Genomic DNA, 21,414 nt, shown 5'->3' with positions numbered 1-21,414 from the left:
CGGATACAATACTGTGAAACAAGCTCTTCCCACCCGCGATGGCCCATTTCAGCATGGCAAGGCCGCCCTGTTGCTTGTCGACATGCAGAGGATTTGGCTCGAGCCTGGGCTTGACCCATCACATCCCGAGCGCGGAGCGGACCACGATTTCTATCGCTGGACGTCGACGGTAACGATCCCGAACCAGAAGCGCCTGCTTGAGGCCGCTCGCGCCGCCGGGGTGGAGGTCATCCAGACAATCATCCAAAGCCTGACGGAAGACGGGCGTGACCGCTCGCTCGACCACAAGCTTACTCCGATACATGTGCCTCCGAGCCTGGCAGAGGGCTTGCCCGTGGCCGACTTGGCGCCCAGAGGGGACGAGATCCTCATCCCGAAGACGTCGTCTGGCGTCTTCAACTCTACCAATATCGATTACATTCTGAAAAACCTCGGCGTGGCGCAACTCGTCATCGCCGGGATCATGACGGATCAATGCGTCGACATGGCCGTTCGTGACGCTGCGGACCGTGGGTATCTCGTTACGTGCGTTTCGGATGCGTGCGCAGCCGAAACGGAGGAGCGGCATCGGAGCGCGCTCGCCGCCTTCGGCGGCTACTGCTGGGCAACTGACACCGAGACCGTGGTTGGGCGCTTTGCAGAGTTGGAGCGGTCCAAATGACAATCGAGCATCTGGTTACGATCGCTACCACCGACCTGACGGCGATAACGCGAGGCCGGCCGGTCCCTGCCAGCCAGTTGGAGAAGTCGGTCGGGTCCGGAGTGGGTTGGGTTCCCGCAAACCTCTCACTGACACCGTTCGGCGGCATCGTTGCAGATAATCCCTGGGGATCGGCGGGGGACTTGCGTCTCATTCCCGATCTCGATGCTCGATATCACACTGCGCTGACGGGTTCCGCGACCCCGTTCGACATCGTGCTCGGCAACCTGGTGGAGTTGGACGGCGCGCCGTGGATCGGCTGTACGCGTTCGTTGCTGAAGGCGGCGCTGACGGATTTTACAGCCGCGACCGGTCACTCCATTATCGGAACATTCGAGCAGGAATTCCAACTTCTCGATGGTGCCTTAGCTCCAGCGCACCCCTTCTCGATCTCGGCCCTGCGCCGCACTGATCCATTCCCCACAACGCTGTTTGCGGCGCTAAGTGAGGCCGGCGCTGCGCCCGAAATGGTTCTCGCCGAATTCGGGGCGGACCAGTTCGAGATTACAAATGCGCCCGTCGACGCGCTCGTCGCTGCGGATCGAGCGGTCGTCATTCGCGAAATCACTCGGGAGCTCGCTCGCAACTCTGGTTGGCGCGCCAGCTTCACGCCGAAACCAGCCCCGACCGCCGTCGGCAATGGTGTGCATATCCATTTCAGTTTCGCCGACGGATCGGGCAACCCTGCCACCTATGACCCAGCAGGGCCCGGCGGCCTATCGCCAATAGCCGCGGCCTTCTGCGCAGGAGTCGTTCGGCACTTGCCGGCGATCACATGCCTGACCGCCTCCGCCGTTCCTTCCTACTATCGCCTGAAGCCACACAGCTGGAGTTCGTCGTACACCTGGCTGGCCCAGCAGGATCGAGAAGCGAGCCTACGCATCTGTCCAACCGTGACGATGGGCAATCGCGATCCTTCGAAGCAGTACAACATCGAGTATCGGGTCGCCGACGCAACGTCCAATCCATACCTGGCGATGACGGCAATCGTTCGAGCCGGCCTGGATGGCATCCGGACCGAGATGGCAACCCCGCCACTTTTCTCCGGCGATCCCGAAAAGTTGACTGTCGAGGAGCGCGGCACGCTCGGCCTTCGTCGTCTTCCGCAATCCCTTCAGGAAGCGATCGACGAGTTAAAGGCCAGCGAGACGGTAACGAGTTGGTTTGCCCCGCAGCTGGTCCAGAGCTTTGTGGGCGTCAAGCTGGCCGAGATCGAGCACTGCGCCAGCCTGGAGCCGGACAAGGTTTGCAACCTCTACGGGGGGCTCTACTAATGTCCACTCCAAACTATGCGTCAGCGCGTCCCGCGTTGGAGTTCGTCGAGGAGACGAGAGCTGGAGAGATCGTGCTGCTTTGCGAGCATGCCTCTAATTTCATCGCTGACGAGTACCGGCAGCTTGGATTGGACGACGCAGCGCTTCGACGTCACATCGCGTGGGACATCGGAGCCGCCGAAGTCACTCGACGACTCGCCGCAATTCTAGGCGCGCCCGCGTTTCTGGGAACTTATTCTAGACTTTTGATCGACCTGAACAGGCCGCTGCGCAGCAGCGATAGCGTCCCAGCGCACTCTGAAGGAACCGCGATCCCCGGCAATGAAGGTCTTCCGGCCAGCGAAATCGCCCGCCGCGAGGCGATGATTTTCGAACCCTTCCACAGTGCGGTGAGCGGCTATCTCGACGGCCGCAAAGCGAAAGGCTGGGCAACCAAGCTCGTCACCATCCACAGTTTTACCCCGATCTACTTCGGGGTCGCCCGACCCTGGCACTTCGGAGTGTTGTTCGGCCGCGCCGAGGGGTTCGCGAAAGACGTCCTCAACGGGATCAGAGAAAATCCCTCGATCAACGCCGCGCTGAACCAACCCTATGTTGTGAGCCGGGATAGCGACTATGCCATTCCGGTGCATGGCGACGACCGTCAGATCGACGCAGTGCTTCTTGAGATCAGAAACGACCTGATCGCGGACGAGGCAGGTGCCGATCGTTGGGCCGCCCGGCTGAGCGCCGTTTTGTCCGATGAACTTTCCCCCCGCTCTTCCAAGATGGGCGCCTCCTAGGCCTGGCTGCTTCCCGCCAAGCCGCTTCAGAGTTGGTACAATGACCTCCCCTTCTCGTCTCGCAATCGTTCCCTTCGTCAGTGTGGACCACATGATGAAGCTCGTGCTCGCTATTGGTGTCGAGCGGTTCCTTACCGAGCTCGCCGCCTATATCGAGCAAGATTTCCACCGCTGGGAGTTCTTCGACAAGACGCCGCGCGTCGCTTCTCACAGCGATGATGGCGTCATCGAGCTTATGCCAACTAGCGATGGCAATCTGTACGGTTTCAAATACGTCAACGGGCATCCCAAGAATACGCGCGACGGCAAGCAGACGGTGACGGCGTTCGGCGTCCTCGCCGATGTTGGTTCGGGTTACCCGATGCTGCTGACAGAGATGACGATCCTCACGGCGCTTCGCACCGCGGCGACGTCGGCCTTGGCCGCAAAATATCTGGCGCGCCAAAACGCTCGAACGATGGCCATCATCGGAAACGGCGCACAGTCCGAGTTTCAGGCAATCGCTTTCAAAGCCCTGTTGGGCGTCGACAGACTACGGCTTTACGATATCGACCGTTGGGCCTCTGAGAAGTGCGCCCGCAACCTGTCGGGCATGGGCTTTGATGTCACCATTTGCTCGAGCGGCCAGGAAGCGGTTGAGGGCGCCGACATCGTCACGACGGTGACCGCCGACAAGCACTACGCCGCCGTCCTTACCGACAACATGGTGGGCGCCGGCGTTCATATCAACGCTGTTGGCGGCGACTGTCCCGGCAAGACCGAACTGCACCGGGATATTCTCATGCGGTCCGGAATCTTCGTGGAATTCACGCCGCAGACTCGGATCGAGGGTGAGATCCAGCAGCTTGCGCCTGATCATCCGGTCACCGAGTTGTGGCAGGTGATGTCTGGGCAGTCGGAGGGGCGCCGCTCCAACGATCAGATCACCCTGTTCGATTCCGTCGGGTTCGCTATCGAGGACTTTTCGGCGCTGCGCTACGTCAGCGAACAGCTCAAAACCACGCCCCTCTACCAGGACCTTGACCTTCTGGCTGACCCCGACGAGCCGCGAGATCTCTATGGCATGTTGTTGCGGGCCGCCAAACAGGCAGCCGCTTAAAGGCGGTGGGGACGAATGCAAACGCGAAAGTATCGACCGACCCCAGTGACGACCATCGACGATCTACGCGTTCTCGCGCAAAGGCGCGTGCCGCGGATGCTCTACGACTACGTGGACAGCGGCTCTTGGTCACAGATCACTTACCAAGCCAATGAAGCCGGCTTTCACGACATCAGGCTGCGCCAGCGGGTGGGAAAGAATGTTGGGGGTCGAAGCACGGCGACGACCCTTCTAGGGATGCCATTTGCAATGCCCGTGGCGATCGCGCCTACGGGGGTCGCCGGCTTCCTTTATCCCGATGGGGAAATGGCGGCGGCACGAGCCGCATACAAACGCAACGTCGCCTTTGGGCTATCGGTGTTGAGCACGTGCTCCGTCGAGGATGTCCGTTCGGTTTCGGACGGTGAGATTTGGCAACAAGTCTCAATTTTCAAGGACTGGCGCATCCTCGAAAGTCAGATCAATCGCGCGAAGGCAGCTCGCTGCAGTGCACTGATCCTGACAATAGACTTCCATGTTGAAGGGCAAAGGCACGTCAACATCAAGAACGGCTTGACGATCCCCCCACCGATCACCCCGTCCAGCGTCTTCGATTTCGCCACCCATCCTCGCTGGCTGCTATCGATGCTGCGGGCCAAGCGCCGCGGTTTCGGGAATTTTACAGGTTCCGTCGACGGGGTGCACGACCTGGCATCTTTCGCGCGCTGGTACGCGCAAGACCCCTATTCGCTCGACCTGCGGTGGGAGGAGATCAAACGCGTTCGCGACATGTGGCCGGGTAAGTTGATCATCAAAGGGGTTCTCGATCCAGAAGATGCCCTTGAAGCAATTTCTATCGGCGCAGACGCAATAAGCGTCAGCAATTTGGGCGGACGGCAGATGGACTCTGCCCCGTCCTCGATCGCGGCCCTGCCGCACGTCGCAAAAGCCGTTAATTCGCGCATCGAAGTCCTGCTCGACGGAGGTGTCCGGACCGGCCAGGACATTCTGAAAGCGCTCGCCCTGGGGGCCAAGGGTGTCCTCATTGGTCGCGCGGCGCTCTACGGCCTCGCCGCCAACGGTGAGGCCGGTGTGACGACGGCCTTGGATATCCTGCACAAGGAACTCGATCGCACCATGGCGTCGTGCGGCGTGACATCTATTGATCAGATCACGGGGGAGGTCTTATGGCCACACTAGAGGGGCTGAGGACACAGCTAGCCAAAAAGTCCGTTTTACTGCCGCTGGTGGTGGTGGGAATAGCTGTGTGTACGTGCCTCTCCATGGCAGTTATCGGTTATGTTAATGGTTTGGAGGGTTTGAACAAGGCCACCGCCTCGGAGCTGCAAACCCTCTCTAGCTCTCGCAAGGCCCTGCTGGAACTGCGGGTCAGCTCCGCCGTTGGCGATCTCTCATCGTTGGCCAGCGGTAGCGCGGTCGATCAGCTGCTGCGAGAAATCGGGCCCTATCTCTCCACGGTGCCGGTCGATAATCCGACCATCAAGGGTTACTTCTCCGCCCCGGGCACTCCGGAGGAGCGCGCCGCGCTGACGGGAGACGGTCTGGCTCCGATATACGCCTATCGCCACGCCATACTGCACAATGGCATTTTGACGGTTTGGAAGAACGGCGGCTATGGCGACATCTATGTTCTCGATAAGCAGGGCAAGGTGGTCTACAGCGTCACGAAGTCCGACGATTTTCTGCCCGCCGACGATGACGAGCGCGTTGGAAAGACGACCCTGGACGAGTTATTTAAGCAAGTCTCAGGCAGCCCGGACGGCACTCAAGTCGCCTCCGCTTTTGCCGGATATGCCTACAATCAAGACAAACCCGCGATCTTCCTGATCCAATCTGTGTGGAAGCAGCTTGGTAGTAAACCAGCGTTCTACGGCGCAGTTGCGATCCGGCTCGACGAGGAATTCTTCAACACGATCCTGGGGCCGACTGACGGGTTGGGATTGACCGGTCAGACGTTTCTCTCGACCCCTGATGGGCTTGTGTTGACCACTCTGCCGCGCCGACCCGAGGTGTCACCGCTCACCGAGCGGCTCGACTACCGCACTATCGAAGAGAGCGCGAGCTCGGCCGGCACGATCAATGGGACCGAAACTCGCCCCGATGGCGAGGAAGTGATGGTCGCGGCCTCGCCCATCAGCATTCTTGGTCAGCAATTCGCAGTTGTAGCCGAACGTACAGCGACCGAGAGTCTGGAGCCCGTGCGCGCCATGGCCGTCGGTCTCACGATCGGGGGACTGATCGTGCTGGCGGCCGCGATCGTCATTGGCATTCTCGTCTCGCGGCTTGTCACACGGCCTATCACGCGTTTGACCGATACAATGAAGGCTCTCGCTGGAGGCAATTACGACGTCGCGATTGCCGGCGTCGGAGGCCGTGACGAGCTCGGCGACATGGCCCGAGCGGTTGAGGTGTTCCGCGAAAACGGTCGCAAGGTTGAAGCGCTGACTGACGAGGAGAAACAGGCCTCCGTTCAACGCCGGCTCGAACGTACCGAAATGATGCAATCCCTGCAGCTGTCATTCGGCGAGGTTGTAGATGCGGCTATCGCGGGTGACTTCTCCAAGCGAGTCGATGCGACCTTCCCCGATGCCGCACTTAACGCGTTGGCAGCGAGCGTGAATGACTTGGTAGAGACGGTCGATCGTGGATTGGCCGAAACGGGCAGGGTGCTCTCAGCCGTCGCCGAGACCGATCTGTCTCACCGGGTCCAAGGTGAATTCCAAGGTGCGTTCGAGAGGCTGAAGCTCGACACCAATGCGGTAGCCGATCGGCTGAGCGCCGTTGTGCGCCAGCTCCGAGAGACGTCGCGCGGGGTAAAGACCGCCACTGGTGAGATCCTCTCGGGCGCCAATGACTTGTCGGAACGCACGACCAAGCAGTCGGCGACCATCGAAGAGACGTCGGCCGCAGTCGAACAACTGGCGGTTACGGTGACCGAGAACGCTAAGAAGGCCGAAGAAGCGTCCGGGAGTGCGCGTGGCGTATCGCGGACCGCCGAAGAAGGCGCCGAGGTCATGTCCCGGGCAAATGACGCCATGGACCGGATCACGTCGTCATCCTCCAAAATCGCCGACATCGTGGGAATGATCGAAGACATCGCTTTCCAGACCAATCTACTGGCGCTCAACGCGTCGGTCGAGGCGGCGAGAGCTGGCGAAGCGGGTCAGGGTTTTGCTGTGGTGGCCGTCGAAGTGAGGCGACTTGCCCAGTCAGCGGCGACTGCCTCCAACGAGATCAAGGGGCTGATCGAGAAATCGGCGCTCGACGTCGGACAGGGTTCAAAGCTCGTTGCGGAAGCGAGTGACAAGCTCGCCAGCATGTTGGCGGCCGCTCGTTCGCAGAACGAGTTGATGGAGGCTATCGCTCGAGAGAGCCGGGAGCAGGCTCTTGCCATCGAGGAAGTGAACATGGCCGTTCGGCAGCTCGACGAGATGACGCAGCACAATGCCGCGTTGGTAGAGCAGACGAATGCGGCCATCGAGCAGACCGAGGCGCAAGCCTCCGACCTGGACCGGATCGTCGACCTCTTCCTAATCGACGAGGGTTCTGAACCAGAGGTGTTGAACACGAGGGACAAACCCGCGTCACGCAAGCAATCGGGCGAGAGGCCGGTACTGGTCAAGTCCTTCGCCAGCGTCGGCAATGCTGCCCTGGACAAGGATTGGTCCGAAGACTGAACCCAATCGTTCGGATGGAGCCGGTCGGGCTCCGCCAAGGGCTTGGGCGCCCTGACCATCCTGGGACACCAGGACCTATCTGAATTCTTGATAAGCGCCTGCCTCTGCTGGCGGGCCGGAGACCTAATTGCTGGACCTAAAGGATGAACCGGTCATCACCGACCAAAAGCACGGCAGCTTTCTTGCCGACGTGGATGCCATGTTCCGTCGCGCCTCGGCGCTCGTCCCGATGCAGGACGGCCTCGCGGAAAAAATCCGGGTGTGTAACGAGACCTACATCACACGCTTTGGGGTGCGGCTGCGCGGGCGCATGTACACATTCGAGGGCTGGCGGGCGGTACACACCAACCATCCCGCGCCAGCCAAGGGCGGGATCCGCTATGCGCCCAACGTCGATCAAGATGAGGTCGAGGCGCTGGCCGCCCTTATGACCTACAAATGCGCCCTCCTGGATCTGCCGTTCGGCGGCTCGAAGGGCGCGCTTAAGATCGACGTGTCCGAATGGACTGACGCCGAACTCGAACGGATCACCCGGCGATTCACGCAGGAGCTCGCCCGCCAGAATTTCCTGAGCCCCTCACTGAACGTGCCAGCGCCCGATGTGGGAACCTCGGAGCGGACCATGGTGTGGATGGCCAATGAGTACCAGCGCATGAACCCCCACGACATCAATGCCGCGGCCTGCGTCACGGGTAAGCCGATCGCGGCCGGGGGAATCGCGGGCCGGTCGGAAGCAACCGGTAGGGGCGTTCAATATGCGATCCGGGAGTTCTTCCGCACGCCTGCTGATCGGAAACGGGCAGGACTGCCGGACAGTCTCACCGGCTTGAGGGTGGTCGTGCAGGGTCTGGGCAATGTTGGCTACCATGCGGCGAAGTTCCTCGTCGACGACGGCTGCAGGATCGTATGTGTCATTGAGCGGGATGGTGCAGTCAGCAATGCCGATGGGCTCGACATAGAAGCATTGAAGCAACATCTCGTCGCGACCGGCGGCGTCGCTCGTTTCTTGGGCGGCAGCTACAGTGCCGATGGGTTGGGCGCTCTTGAGACGCCGTGCGATATCTTTGTTCCTGCAGCGCTCGAAGGTGTGATCCACGAAGGCAATGCCGCGCGCCTTTCCACGCGTCTCATCGTTGAGGCCGCAAACGGCCCGGTCACCTTCGCGGCTGATCGGATCCTTCGGGAGAAGGGCATCGTCATCATCCCTGATCTCTTCGCCAACGCCGGCGGCGTGACGGTTAGCTACTTCGAGTGGGTCAAGAATATTACCCACATGCCCTTCGGACTTATGGAGCGGCGGCAGCGCGAACACGAGAACCGACAGTTGTTGCAGACGCTCGAGACCATGTTGGGGTCACCGGTCCCCACCGATCGCCGGGCTCGCTTTCTGGCCGGAGCATCGGAGATCGACCTGGTGCGCTCGGGCCTCGAGGAAAAGATGCGCTCGACCTACGCGCAAATGTCAGCGCTGTGGAACGGCAATCCTGAAGTCACTGATCTGCGCACGGCGGCGTACGTGATCGCCCTCAACCGCATCAAAGGACACTACGACGCGATCGGTATCTAGGGAGCAGCTGCGATGGCATGTTCAGGGATGGGCAGATGGACGATCGGATCACAGTGCGGATGACCCCCGAGATGCTGGCGCGGGTCGACGCATGGATTGCAGAACAGTCGGAATACGTCAGCAGGCAGGAAGCGGTGAGGAGGTGCATCAACCTGGCCTTCTCGCATGGCGGCCCACCATCGGCCGCAGCCCTCCGCGCCGAGGCGGAAACCCGCGATGAACCACCAAACGATAATGTCGTCGTCTATGTAGACTAGTCGTAATAACCACTTCGACATCGCGAAGATCGTTCAATATGCGGGCGATGCGGCGTCATGTTTTCCGAAATAGAAATTGATGACACTACTTCAGTATTACGACGCATTTCGAAGTGTCATTCGTTTGCTGCTCCGATAGAACCCGCTTCAACTGAACTCCCATTTGGAAGACACCATGCCCCTCACTCTGACACTGGTCAACCGCATCGAAAAATTGGCGCGAGTTCGTCGCGAAAGCACTCGCGCGCAGTTGGTGATGAGAGCATGCGAGAGGGGAGAAGCGCAGCTCACCAATTCAGGTGCCGTCGCGGTATCAACCGGGCCGTTCACCGGACGATCGCCCAAGGACAAATATATCGTACGTGACGAACTAACCGACCCCCATGTGTGGTGGGACAACGGTGCTGCCATGACGCTTGCAGCCTTCGATCTGTTGCTCACTGATATGCTCGAGCATGTGCAGGGACGGGAGCTCTATCTGGAACAACTCGGCGCCGGCGCTGATCCCTCGCTTCAGGCGAACGTCGACATCGTGACGGAGACGGCATGGCACGCGCTGTTCATCCGCAACCTGCTTAGGCCCCGGAGTCGCTCCGCAAGCATCAATGCCACCATCTTGCACCTTCCGAGCTTTGTCGCGGACCCGGCAAGGCATGAGACGCGTACCGGCACTGTCATCGCCCTGGATATGAGTCGAAACGTCGTTCTGATCGGGGGCACTGCCTATGCCGGCGAGATCAAGAAATCGGTGTTCTCGCTCGTGAACTTCCACGCTCCCCTCATGGGAATTCTGCCCATGCATTGTTCGGCTAACATGAATGCAGCAGGCGAGACATCGCTGTTTTTTGGTTTAAGTGGGACAGGCAAGACAACACTCAGCTCGGACCCGAAACGAGCGCTGGTGGGTGATGACGAGCATTTGTGGAGTGACGCAGGCATCGCCAATATCGAGGGGGGTTGCTACGCAAAAACCGCGAAACTCTCATCCTCAGCCGAGCCAGAAATCTACACCGCAACCCACAGTTTCGGCGCGGTGTTGGAGAACGTTGTGATCGAGAATGGCGAACCCGATTATGCGGATTTGTCCCAGACTGAGAATACACGGGCCGCCTACCCGCTTTCGACGTTGAAGGGTGTGGTCGAGACCGGCACGGCCCCGACACCAAATAACGTCGTGTTTCTGACCGCCGATGCGTTCGGTGTGCTGCCGCCAATCGCATCGCTCAGTCCGGATGAAGCGATCCGGCTCTTCCTGTTAGGGTACACAGCGAGGCTTGCGGGTACAGAACGAGGCGTGTCGGAGCCCACGGCAACCTTCTCAGCGTGTTTCGGCGCGCCGTTCATGTCGCACCACCCTCAGGTTTATGGAAAACTCCTCGCAGACCGGTTGGATAAGAGCCGGGCACGCGTTTGGTTGATCAACACCGGGTGGATCGGCGGCCCCTATGGCGTCGGCACCCGCATCGACATTGCTGCCACGCGCCGGCTGGTCGAGGCGGCGGTCTCGGGGGAACTCATTGGGACCCCCATGCGCCGAGACCCGTTCTTTGGCTTTGATATCCCCCTGTCGGTCGAAGGTCTGGCCAAACGTCAACTAGACCCGCGGGCGAACTGGCCGGACGCGACCGCCTATGACATCGCGGCAGGAAAGCTCGCGACGTCCTTTGCCGAGACCTTTGGGAAGCTGCAGCTGACGAAAGCGGCCTGATACCGCCGCCAATATCTGGCCATGGTGCGGCGCCTAGGAGGTCGCCGCTCGCTGCACCATTCCGAACAAATCCCTTGGATTGTCGATACCGGCAAGCGGGTCTAGCTCGTCGTAGAAGCCCGTTTCAACTGGGTGGAAACAGACCGACAAATTGATCGAACCGTGCGTCTACACCGCCAGAGAAGAGCTCTCTGGCGGGCCCTTGCGCGCGGATTTCACCTCTCTCCAGGAACAGGACGCGGCTCGACACATCACGGGCAAAGCCCATCTCGTGGGTCACGACCAACATGGTGCGACCTTCCGAAGCTAGATCGCGCATAACTTTGAGCACTTCCCCCACCAGTTCCGGGTCGAGCGCCGATGTAGGCTCGTCAAACAAGAGGGCTCGCGGCTTCATGACGAGCGCGCGGGCAATCGCAGCGCGTTGCTGCTGCCCACCCGAGAGCTGCGCCGGATAGGATGCAGCCCGATCCTGCAGACCCACCCGGGCGAGGGCCGCCTCGGCTTCGGACCTTACTTCACTGCGATTGCGTCGCTGAACGTAGATGGGGGCCTCGATGAGATTCTCGAGCACTGTCTTGTGGCTCCAGAGGCAGAAGTTCTGGAACACCATTGCAACTTTGGTGCGCAGACGGTCGGCCTGCTTGGTATCAGTGATTTGCAGTCTGTCTCCTTGCGATCGCAATCGGATCTCTTCCCCAAATGCGTGCAGCCGCCCCGCAGTTGGAAGCTCAAGAAGATTGAGGCAGCGCAGGAAGGTAGACTTGCCCGACCCCGACGCACCGAGGATTGAGATCACTTCTCCTTCCCGTGCCTCGAAATCGATGCCTTTGAGGACCTCGAGCTGCCCGTAGCGTTTTACGAGACCTTCCACCCTGATCGCGGGTACGGAGCCAGGTATCGACCTATTCGACTGGGTTTCAATGTCTGCCGCCATGGTGGCCTCCGCTGGTTAAGTCCGCCTGTGGGGATTGAGCCGCCATTCCACCCAATGCAGGATGACGGTGAGCAAAAACGTGAGCGCCAGATAGATCGCGCCGCTGACGATGAAAATTTCGAAGGCTCGATAAGAGGCGGAAATCAGCTTGCGGGCGATACCCGTCACTTCCATCAGCGTGATCACGCTCGCCAGTGAGGTTGCCTTGAGCATGAGAATGGCTTCACTGCCGTAGTTGGCCAGCCCATGTCGCAATGCGATCGGCCAGATGATGCGCCTGCGAAGAAGAAAGCCCGACATGCCCAAGGCCCGCGCCGCTTCAACTTCCTGCTCCGGCACCGCCGCGATTGCCCCACGGATAATTTCAGCACCGTAGGCCGAGGTGTTGAGCGACAGCGCGAGGATCGCGCACCAATATGCTTGCGAGAGAAATACCCACAGAATAGAGGCGCGAAGCTCGGGTATCTGGCCTAGCCCGTAATAAATGAGGAAGATCTGGACCAACAGTGGGGTGCCGCGAAACAGCTCCACGTGGAGCGTGGCCAACCAACGGAGTATTCTCCAGCGGCTCGAAGCCGCGGCCGATATGCCAACCGCGAGGCAAAATCCGACGACGATGGAGGTCGCCGCGAGTTGGAGCGTAAGCGGAACGCCAGATGCCAGCTGCTTCGCGACGTCGATGAGGAATGACCAATCCATCTTATCGCTTCCAAGGGTGCGCAAGGCGGACTTCGAGCTTCCGCAGGATAAGTCCGGTGATGCGCCCGATAACGAGGTAGAGGAGCGCAGCGGCGGCATAGAACACCAAAGGCTGCCTTGTTGAGCCGGCGGCCGTACTGGCTTGCCGCAGGAGTTCGATCAGGCCGATTACTGAGAGCAGTGCGGTCTCCTTCAGGACCGATTGCCAGATGTTCCCCAGAGCGGGCAGCGCAAAGCGCAGGGCCTGGGGCGCAACGATCCGCCGCAAAAGCAGCAGGCCGGACATGCCACAAGATCGGGCCGCTTCGATCTGGCCTCGGTCGAGACGCTGGAATGCGGCGCGGAAGGCCTCCGTCTGGTAGGCGCCGGAAACACAGCCAATAGCCAGGATGCCTGTGAGGAACGACGGCACGGAGAAGAACCCGGGGAACCCGCCGAGGTTCATCAGTTGAGTGACCGCAACCGAGCCGCCGAAGTAGAACAGATAGACAATCAGGAGTTCGGGGACGCCTCGAAAGATCGTCGTATAGAGGTTGCCGATCCAGCGCAGCGGCAGAGCGCGCGAAAGTTTTAGCGTGGCACCGATGATGCCGAGGATGCTTCCAACGCCGAAGCCACACACTGCCGCAGCTAGCGTGAGGCCTGCTGCCGTTAGCAATGGCAGACCCCATCCCTCGGGTCCGAAGCCCAGTAACGTGAACGGGCCCTGGCTCATCAAGCCGCTCCTTTCGAACGCCGGACGGAAGAGGCTGTAAACCGTTGCGGAGAGAAGGGTGCGAGGAGATTGCTGGTCTGCCCTTCAGCCAGCGATCGCATCACGGCCTCGCCGACCGCAGGCGCCAACTGGAATCCGTGGCCGCAGAAACCGAAGACGTGCCACAGGTCAGGATGTCGTACCCCAGGTCCGATTATGGGCACTCCGTCCGGGGTCAGGCCCTCGAGCCCTGTCCACGTGCGAAGAATCGGAATTTCCTCTAGGGCGGGAAATGCCGCGACGGTTGCTGCCGCACTTTGCGCCATCCGGTCCATGATCGTGAAGGAGGTATCGCGGTCGGTACAGGCATTTCCGAAAATACCGCCCCCGATAACCAGTGAGCCCGCCGCACTCTGCTTGAACGACAGAGTGCGATCGATGCCGACGACCACTGGCGTGACGAAGGGCTGCACCCGGATCGTCACCATCATCGACAACGCCGCGACCGCTAGAGGCAGATCCTCGTCGACAAGGGCGGCCACGTTGCGTCCCCATGCGCCTGCGCAGTTGATGAGAATTCCCCCTTCGAAGACGCCGCTCGTGGTTTCTGCCTTCCACCCCCCTCCCCGCGCTCGATCGAGACCTAGAACGCGGCTGTTTTCGACGATGGTGACGCCCGCTCTTTTTGCCGCGTCCCGAAATGCGCCCATGGCCCCGGCGGGATTGGCATGCCCATCGCCGCGGACGATCAGCCCGCCCAAGACCGTGGCGGAGATACCGGGAAGGAGGCGACGCACGTCATCGGCCGAAAGGAGCTCCTCGTCGCCGAGGCCACGCTTACGGACATCCTTGGAGCGAGCCTCCGCCCAGGCAATTTCCGCCTCGTCAAACGCAACAGCAACTTGGCCGGCTCCGAGTCGGACTTCCGCAGCTCTCGCACCGTCGCTTCCCACCACGTCCTCGAGAGAGCCCCAGAGCGCCATTGCTCTCTGTGAGAGTGGGTACTCCCGAACGTCTCGCATGAGGGTCCGGAGTCCGCCCGCGTTTACGCCGGACGCGTGGCGGCCGGCAGTGTTCTTCTCGATGACGACGACTTTTGCGCCGGCGCGAGCCAGGAAAAGGGCAATCGCGCAGCCATGGAGCCCAGCTCCCACGATAAGTACGGTCTCACGAAGCAGAGGCATGCGGGGGCTCCCCGGCGTCAGGCTTGTCTTCGAGCGTCTTCATCTGCGCGGCCACGGGATCGAGACCGGAAAGGTGCGCCAGGGCGCGAAGCGGCAACGGCCGGATTGGCGGACGGCCTCGAAACGCTGGCGCGGCGGTCGCACCGGGCCCCTGCTCGGCGATTAATCGCGAGAGGGTCGTCATGCAGTTGCGACCTTGACAGGGGCCCATTCCGCAGCGGGTTTCGGCCCGCAAGAGATTGATATCGGTAGCCCCGCTTCCGATGCGTTCGCGGAGGAGTCCGGCGCTTAGTTCTTCGCATCGGCAAACGATCGTCTCGTTGGCAATGGAGTGGGTCGACAGACCAGGCGGAAAAGCAGCGTCAAGGAATGGCCGTGCTGCAATGGCCCGGCTCATGGCTGCCTGCGCTGTCTCGTGTGAGCGGGTTCTTGGCTTGTTCAATTCCTCCAAGATTGCCAGTGCCGCCACTCGACCATGCGCAATTGCCGCATCGGCACCTGCTATGCGGCGCGCATCGCCGGTCACGCGGATTCGAGACAGTTGATCCGGTCGCCCGCTGTCATCGATTGCGGTGGCTGTGCCGTCCTCACGCGTGCGCGGTCGCCAACTCGCGTTCTGGCCGTCCCACTCGAGCGTGAGGCCAGCACCCACCGAAAGATCGAGTGAAGGAATGATGCCGTCATGGACCACGAGAAGGTCGCATCGGACTGCAGACCGACGACGGCCGATCGAGTAGCGGACTTCCTCGACCTTATCCTGCCCTAGCGCCTCAAGATCCAAGATACCGGAGGCCATTTTGATATGGGCGCCGTGCAGCTCAGCAAGCCATTTAACGCCCTTTGCGAAATCACCGATCGCGGGGATCCGAAGGTGTCTGATTGCGGCCACGCTATCGGAAAGTCGGTCAGTCCGGGCAATGAGAACGGGCGGCGATCCGAGGCGTCGAAGCTGGTCTGCAAGCAGCAAGATCAATGGGCCGGAACCGGCGAGCACAACGCGGCCGACCGGCTTCATGCGGCCCGCTTTGAGCAAAGTCTGGACGGCGCCTGCCGTCATAACGCCAGGGAGCGTCCAGCCGGGAAACGGCGCGGGGCGCTCCATGGCACCGTGAGCCAGCAGCACGTGACGCGCGCGCAGATAGCCAGCGTCCGCCCCTCGTAGCCAGCCCACGGTGCCGTCGGGCCGCACCTCCCAGACCGTCGTCTGATCGCGGTAGTCGATGGATCGAGCCGCGCGAAACCTCGTGATGAGCGCGGACCCCGCCCGATAGCTCTCCCCCAGTGCTCGCAGCAGATCTGAAGCCTGCCCCTTTTCCGAGACATTCGCTTCAAGGCCGCGAAAGATCTGGCCGCCGGGGCTCGGCTGCATGTCGAGGACGATAACCGAGCATCCCGCTGCAGCAAGCTCGCTCGCCGCTGACATCCCGGCGGGCCCAGCCCCAACAACGATTACGTCAGCGTCTGGCCGAGGCAGAACAGGCCCGGTGCCCTTGCTATCGTCCATCGTCATGCGGCGCGCTCCGGGATCGACGCAGCGCCATGCTGGAGGCGCACGCGCATGCCCTCGGCTACGATCATCAGACAAGCCTGCCTATTTCCCGCCCCATCGATTTCGACGAGACATTCGAAGCAGTGTCCGATCATGCAGTACGGAAGACGCGGCGAGCCCGAGACCGGCGTCGTGCGAAAGTACGTGGTTCCTTCCCGAAGGAGGCAGGCCGCCACAGTTTCTCCGCTTCGCGCGGCGACTGGTCGGTCGTCGACATGAATGGTTATGGATGTGACGTTGGGGCCAACGGGTACGAACAATTTGAGCATCCGGAGTGGGAGGTGGCCGCTCCAGCGGCTCAGCGAATTGATGAGATGGTGGCCCCGCCGGGAGGCGGGCGAGGCCGCATCGTCAGCGGTCAATCGTGGATCGAGATGTCCACGCCGAACCACTTCTCGGTAAGTGTTTTGTTGGTGCCATCCTTGTTCAGGGCATCGATGGCGGCATCGAAGGCATTGCGCAGGTCCTCATCGGCGGGGCGCAGGGCGACATTGGTCGTGCCTAAGCCGAGCACACCGCCCGAAAAGGTAGGACCCGTCAGAGCCAAAGTGCCGGGCGCGTTGGCATCGATCACTGCCTTGAACGCGGTGACGTTGGCGATGGCGACATCCAGCCGGCCGGCGGTCAGCTCGAGCCCAAGTTGCTCGAACGAGGGATACTCGATGGGATTGAGATCCTTGAGATACTCGTCGGCAAAATTGGCCGCGGTAGAGCCGGACTGGACGCCGATCTTCTTGCCGGTGAGTGCGGCCTTCAAATCATTGATCGCCTTGGTGGCCTCGTCAGGCTTGATAGCGAGGTCGAACGACGCTCCGGTGCCCGGAAGATGGGTGAGACCGCCCGACCCGGTCGTCAAGAAACCGTTGGGCGCCTTGGCGTAGGGGATCGAGAAGGCGACCACTTTTTTGCGCTCTTCAGTCACACCCATCGACGCGACGATGGCGTCGTATTTGCCAACGGTCAGCCCTGGGATGATCCCATCCCAGTCTTGGGTGACGACTTTACATTCGATTTGCATCTTGGGGCAGAGCGCGTTGATGAGGTCGATTTCATAACCAGCGACCGAACCGTCAGGGTTGACGTAGTTCCACGGCGGGTAGGCACCTTCGGTGGCGATCGTGATCTGTTTCGGCAGTTCGCCGGCAGCGGCGTTGGCTGCGAGCAGCGGTACGAGCGCAAGCGCAAGCAGTGTCGTACGCTTCAGCATAGCGAGGTCCCCCTTTTCATGATTTGTCCATTGAACTCCGGGCTCAGCATTTTTGTACCGCTCCGGGCGGGCAATCGGACATCCTGTATCTGTTGGCCCTCAGCGTAAGTTCTGCTTATGCTAGGTCATGCAAATGAGCGGCATTCCCTCACTAAACTGGCTACGCGTCTTTGATGCGGCCGCGAGGCATCAAAGCTTCGCCTCGGCCGGGCGCGAATTGAACATGTCCGCTGCTGCGGTCAGCCAGCAGGTCCTGGCTCTCGAAACATATTTCAAAAGGCCGCTCTTTGAGAGGAGCGCGAATAGCGTTCGACTCACCATAGAGGGCGACGAGTTTCTTCCCACGGTGCAGGTTTCACTGCGCGCCATCGAAGCCAAGGCGGCAGCTCTCTTTCCGCGGAAAGACGTAGAGCGCGTGACCCTGGTGGCCAGTCAGCTGATGACCATGAGCTGGCTGCCTCGTGTCGTCTCGGTTTTCGAGCAGACCCAGCCGTCCGCCCAAGTCGAATTGCTGATGGAGGATATCCAACGCCAGGTCGTCCCCGACCTGACGATACGGTGCTCCGAAGAGCCGGGTTCAGTTCGACATCCGGGCTGGTTGATGGGCCTGACCCATGTTGTCGTGGGTCGACCGACGGACGTGGCGGAAATTCACGGAGCTGATGATCTGGCGCGGTTTAGGTTGCTGGAGGTGCGCTCACATGCCGTGGGATGGAACACGCTTCTAGCTCGCTACCCGGGCCTCGCGCAGAGACATGTATTCAAGATCGATGCGGTCGAGACCACCCCGCTCGCCCTTGCAATGGTGCGTGAGGGACTCGTACTGGCCCTGGTGCCGTGGCCGGTCTCGCGGCAACTTCTGCAATCTATGGGACTAGCGGTCTGCTCAGGAATTCCTGGGGTTGCTGGTGCCGGAAACTATGTCGTCGAGCTGGCGAGAGATCGATCTTCCAGAAAGGTCGTCCAGGAACTCTTTCAGGCACTGCGGCAGGCGGCGGCCAGCGATCGCGATCTTGGGGTTGTGAGCTAATGTAGAGCAAACGGGGCATGCCCCCCGCTGGCGTTGTGAAGTGCCGGCACGCTGTTCCGCAGGGTAGCGGACCTTTCGCACTCAAAGACAGCAAACTTATGGGGCGCTCGCTACAATAGCCTTCTTTGTGACAGGGCATGCTGTTACTGTTCTTGCAAATAATTCAGCGACGCGGAGGGGGCATGCGTGCGTGGAATAGTAACGGTCCATTGGCGGTAACAGCCGTCGCCGGCACCTACGTGGTCACCCTGGGTTTTGACCTGCCTGAAGTGGAGTGCGAGGGCCTCCTCGGCTTTGCAATCCATCGGCTCGATCATGAGGAGAACGAAGCTTACTACCTTGAAGGCATGAAGTGCTTCGCGGAGACTGATCCGGGTTTTCCGGCCGGCGCGACCTACCCGACAAACCAACAGCCCGTTCAAAGCTTTCAGTGGGCCGACTACTCGGCCAAGCCAGGGTACCGTTACACTTACACGATCACCGCCCTGAACGGCTCGCCATCTGCCTTGGCTACCTTCGCCGAAGTCGCAGTCGAAGTGACGACCGAGAGCCCTGAAAATGGCAACCACGATGTCTATTTCAATCGTGGTGTGGCTGCCTCGCAGGCCTATGTTGCCCGCTTCGGAAACCGTCGGCCAGAGCAGGTGCAAAATGGGCAAGCCTGGATTTGGCTGTCTCGGGGCCTTTATGAGGCCATGACTGCCTTCGTTAATGACGCCGTGGCCGGCACCCACGCGCTGCGAGTTGCGGCGTATGAGTTCAACTACGAACCCTTTCTCAAGGTGCTCAAAGACGCCATCAATCGGGGCGTGGATGTCGAGATCATCTACGATGCCCGCAAGGCAAAGCCCGGAGATGACAATCGCCTTGCAGTCTCCAAGGTCGACGAGGCCGGCGGCGTCGCACTCGCCGACCACTGCATGGAGCGCAGGACCAACAAAACCTACATTTCGCACAACAAGTTCATTGTGAAGCTGGAGAACGGCGCTCCAATCTCGGTTTGGACGGGAGGCACGAACTTTTCAGACGGGGGTATCTTCGGCCATTCGAACGTGGCGCACGTGGTCGAGGATCCCGACACGGCTGATCTCTATCGTAAATATTGGGATGCGCTGCACGGCGACCCCACCAACGGCAAGCTCAACGACATCACGGAGGAATTAACTCCGCTCCCCGCCATGCCCCCGCCAGGTGGCACTAGCCTCATTTTCAGCCCGCGCTCCGACCTCACTGCGCTGCAATGGTACGCGGACCTAGCCATGACAGCCCGCGAGGGCGTGTTCATGACCTTTGCCTTCGGCATGCACGATCTCTTCAAGAACGTCTACCGCAACAGCACAGCGCCCTTTCGCCTCGCCCTGCTCGAGAAAGCGACGCGTCCATTGAAGGAGGGCAGCCCGGAGCGCCTAGCGGAGGAAGAGGCTATCCAACTGCTGCGCAACATGCCCGAAAACACCTTCGCGATCGGATCCTTGATCGCCACTAACAAGATCGACGGCTGGGTCCAGGAGCACCTTTCTGGCCTCAACAGCAACGTGAAATACGTGCACAACAAGTTCATGTTGATCGACCCGATGTCGGACAATCCTGCGGTCGTCGCTGGCTCGGCAAACTTTAGTGACGCGTCCACCGATCAGAATGACGAGAACATGCTCATCGTCGTCGGGAACACGCGCGTCGCCGACATCTATCTCGGCGAATTCATGCGCCTTTATTCGCATCACGCCTTCCGCGAGTCCCTAGCCTGGCGCGATCCTGCCGATCCGCCCAAACCGTTGAGAACGGACCGCTGGTGGTCTGACTACTTTGGAAGCACAGAGCGCTCCGTCCGCCGGGAGTTTTTTTCTCGCCGATTTTAGGAGGATATTGTGAGCCTTGCTCGTTTGGCCGCAATGGCGGCATCGATCCTTATTTGCTCCATCGGCCAGGGCGCTGCGGCCGAGGTCCGTATCGCAAACTGGAACATCCAAACGCTGGTCTATGCCGGCGATCCACACACCGTCTTCCCGGACGATCATGTGCGCCAGCCAGCCGATTTTGCCGACTTGCGGTCATGGCGGGACAAGGTTGCTACGCCGGTCTTCTTCCTCCAGGAAGTGACAAGCCCCGCCGCCCTTAACGAAGTGTTCCCGGTCGCCGATGGATGGGAGCACTGCATCAGCGGGCAATTCGCCCAGGATGAAAATCTGACGCAGGGGCCGATCTGCACCAAGGCCGGCGACAACCTAATCAAGCCTGCTGGAGAAACGAGGACACAATATACCGGCGTCGCATGGCGTCCCTCGGCCGGCGTCACCGTCGATTCCGTCGTTGACGTTGCCGATCTCAACGTTCGCTCCGACGATCCCCAGGGTATCCGCAATGTTCGATGGGGATTGGACGTTACCCTTCACAGTGGCGAGACGGCCGTGCGGGTGCTTGTCGTGCATCTGAAGTCCGGCTGCTTCGACGACTTCATGAATTTCAAGTTTTTTACGGTGGATCCGGCGACCACCCCGCCGGAGCGCAGTAGCTGCAACACCATAGCGCGCCAGATGTACCCTCTTCATAAGTGGCTCCGTGCCCGGGAGGAGGCCGGAGATACCTGGATGATCGTGGGCGACTTCAATCGCAGGCTCGATGCTGGGGCCGGGACCTTCCAGGACGAAGTCTGGCAGGCCCTGTCAGCGTACTCGCCTGGCTCAGACGGCTTGGACCGTGATGCGCGGCCCGACACCGAGCTTTTCCGCGCCCCTTACAAGAAGCCTTCGCTGTGTTGGGCCGACCTTGCCAACCCCTATCCGACGACGCTTGCAGATGCTGACGACTACAACATGAGCCCGATTGAGTTCTTCGTGTTTGGCAAGCAAGCGGCCGCTCTCATCGACCCAAGTACCGAAGAGCAGATCGTATGGGCTCCTGCCACCGCCGCGGACCCGAAGCGACTCTCGGACCATTGCCCTGCGCGACTGACACTCGAGACGAAATAGGAGCGGCGTCAGCCTCCGCGGACCTCGAGCAATTCCAAACGAGAATTTCCGGCGCCAGCGTGAGTGCTTTTCGGCGGAGGA

General features: G+C 60.7%; 19 protein-coding genes. 12 read left to right on the top strand and 7 right to left on the bottom strand.

What is annotated here, in order from left to right; translation table 11 throughout:
• Window positions 1-13: 13 nt before the first annotated feature.
• The 9 genes from FJ434_RS20825 to FJ434_RS20785 all read left to right on the top strand — a co-directional run bounded on the left by FJ434_RS20825 (window position 14) and on the right by FJ434_RS20785 (window position 11,064).
• Window positions 14-661 (top strand): isochorismatase family cysteine hydrolase, encoded by a 648-nt coding sequence (locus FJ434_RS20825; RefSeq protein WP_140751026.1) that lies wholly within the window; start codon window positions 14-16, stop codon window positions 659-661.
• Complete coding sequence (locus FJ434_RS20820; protein WP_140750891.1) at window positions 658-1,974, top strand: glutamine synthetase family protein; 1,317 nt, start codon at window positions 658-660, stop codon at window positions 1,972-1,974. The genes FJ434_RS20825 and FJ434_RS20820 overlap by 4 nt, the downstream gene beginning before the upstream one ends.
• Window positions 1,974-2,756, top strand: a complete 783-nt coding sequence (locus FJ434_RS20815; RefSeq protein ID WP_140750889.1) for an N-formylglutamate amidohydrolase — start codon at window positions 1,974-1,976, stop codon at window positions 2,754-2,756. The genes FJ434_RS20820 and FJ434_RS20815 overlap by 1 nt, the downstream gene beginning before the upstream one ends.
• A 40-nt stretch (window positions 2,757-2,796) precedes the next feature.
• Complete coding sequence (locus FJ434_RS20810; protein WP_140750887.1) at window positions 2,797-3,855, top strand: ornithine cyclodeaminase; 1,059 nt, start codon at window positions 2,797-2,799, stop codon at window positions 3,853-3,855.
• Window positions 3,856-3,900: 45 nt separating this feature from the next.
• Entirely contained in the window at window positions 3,901-5,034 is a 1,134-nt protein-coding gene (locus FJ434_RS20805; protein ID WP_348640976.1) for an alpha-hydroxy acid oxidase, read from the top strand.
• On the top strand, window positions 5,022-7,532 hold the full coding sequence (locus FJ434_RS30315; protein WP_246678345.1) for a methyl-accepting chemotaxis protein: 2,511 nt from the start codon (window positions 5,022-5,024) through the stop codon (window positions 7,530-7,532). The genes FJ434_RS20805 and FJ434_RS30315 overlap by 13 nt, the downstream gene beginning before the upstream one ends.
• 127 nt (window positions 7,533-7,659) lie before the next feature.
• Window positions 7,660-9,099, top strand: coding sequence for a Glu/Leu/Phe/Val dehydrogenase (locus FJ434_RS20795; RefSeq protein WP_348640975.1), 1,440 nt, complete (start codon window positions 7,660-7,662; stop codon window positions 9,097-9,099).
• Window positions 9,100-9,134: 35 nt separating this feature from the next.
• On the top strand, window positions 9,135-9,356 hold the full coding sequence (locus FJ434_RS20790) for a ribbon-helix-helix domain-containing protein (RefSeq protein ID WP_140750883.1): 222 nt from the start codon (window positions 9,135-9,137) through the stop codon (window positions 9,354-9,356).
• 175 nt (window positions 9,357-9,531) lie between these two features.
• Complete coding sequence (locus FJ434_RS20785; protein WP_140750881.1) at window positions 9,532-11,064, top strand: phosphoenolpyruvate carboxykinase (ATP); 1,533 nt, start codon at window positions 9,532-9,534, stop codon at window positions 11,062-11,064.
• A gap of 124 nt (window positions 11,065-11,188) precedes the next feature.
• Here the strand turns inward: FJ434_RS20785 and FJ434_RS20780 are convergent, their stop codons facing one another.
• The 7 genes from FJ434_RS20780 to FJ434_RS20750 all read right to left on the bottom strand — a co-directional run bounded on the left by FJ434_RS20780 (window position 11,189) and on the right by FJ434_RS20750 (window position 17,334).
• A complete protein-coding gene (locus tag FJ434_RS20780; RefSeq protein ID WP_140750879.1) occupies window positions 11,189-12,001 on the bottom strand; it encodes an ATP-binding cassette domain-containing protein in 813 nt (270 codons plus the stop codon).
• A gap of 15 nt (window positions 12,002-12,016) precedes the next feature.
• Complete coding sequence (locus tag FJ434_RS20775; RefSeq protein WP_140750877.1) at window positions 12,017-12,700, bottom strand: ABC transporter permease; 684 nt, start codon at window positions 12,698-12,700, stop codon at window positions 12,017-12,019.
• A gap of 1 nt (window position 12,701) precedes the next feature.
• Window positions 12,702-13,415, bottom strand: coding sequence for an ABC transporter permease subunit (locus FJ434_RS20770; RefSeq protein WP_140750875.1), 714 nt, complete (start codon window positions 13,413-13,415; stop codon window positions 12,702-12,704).
• The gene (locus FJ434_RS20765; RefSeq protein WP_140750872.1) at window positions 13,415-14,578 is read right to left on the bottom strand and encodes an FAD-dependent oxidoreductase; all 1,164 of its coding nucleotides are present in this window, start codon (window positions 14,576-14,578) and stop codon (window positions 13,415-13,417) included. The genes FJ434_RS20770 and FJ434_RS20765 overlap by 1 nt, the downstream gene beginning before the upstream one ends.
• Window positions 14,562-16,088 (bottom strand): NAD(P)/FAD-dependent oxidoreductase, encoded by a 1,527-nt coding sequence (locus FJ434_RS20760; protein WP_246678344.1) that lies wholly within the window; start codon window positions 16,086-16,088, stop codon window positions 14,562-14,564. Before FJ434_RS20760 ends, FJ434_RS20765 begins: the two co-directional genes overlap by 17 nt.
• A complete protein-coding gene (locus FJ434_RS20755) occupies window positions 16,085-16,396 on the bottom strand; it encodes a (2Fe-2S)-binding protein (RefSeq protein WP_210242187.1) in 312 nt (103 codons plus the stop codon). Before FJ434_RS20755 ends, FJ434_RS20760 begins: the two co-directional genes overlap by 4 nt.
• 89 nt (window positions 16,397-16,485) lie before the next feature.
• On the bottom strand, window positions 16,486-17,334 hold the full coding sequence (locus FJ434_RS20750; RefSeq protein ID WP_140750867.1) for a transporter substrate-binding domain-containing protein: 849 nt from the start codon (window positions 17,332-17,334) through the stop codon (window positions 16,486-16,488).
• Between the two features lie 133 nt (window positions 17,335-17,467).
• On the opposite strand from FJ434_RS20750, the gene FJ434_RS20745 reads away from it, so the two are divergent.
• From FJ434_RS20745 to FJ434_RS20735, 3 genes are all read left to right on the top strand, one after another.
• Window positions 17,468-18,364 (top strand): LysR family transcriptional regulator, encoded by an 897-nt coding sequence (locus FJ434_RS20745; protein WP_210242185.1) that lies wholly within the window; start codon window positions 17,468-17,470, stop codon window positions 18,362-18,364.
• Between the two features lie 182 nt (window positions 18,365-18,546).
• Window positions 18,547-20,223 (top strand): phospholipase D-like domain-containing protein, encoded by a 1,677-nt coding sequence (locus FJ434_RS20740; protein ID WP_140750863.1) that lies wholly within the window; start codon window positions 18,547-18,549, stop codon window positions 20,221-20,223.
• A 9-nt stretch (window positions 20,224-20,232) separates the two neighbouring features.
• Window positions 20,233-21,333: a hypothetical protein gene (locus tag FJ434_RS20735; protein ID WP_246678343.1), complete on the top strand. Its 1,101-nt coding sequence runs from the start codon at window positions 20,233-20,235 to the stop codon at window positions 21,331-21,333.
• Window positions 21,334-21,414: the final 81 nt, after the last annotated feature.

Origin of the sequence: Mesorhizobium sp. B2-5-13 (assembly GCF_006440535.1) — a bacterium.
Classification (GTDB): Bacteria; Pseudomonadota; Alphaproteobacteria; order Rhizobiales; family Rhizobiaceae; genus Mesorhizobium; species Mesorhizobium salmacidum.
Note: the sequence above shows the minus strand (reverse complement) of the source record. Positions and strands in the feature narration are given on the sequence as shown.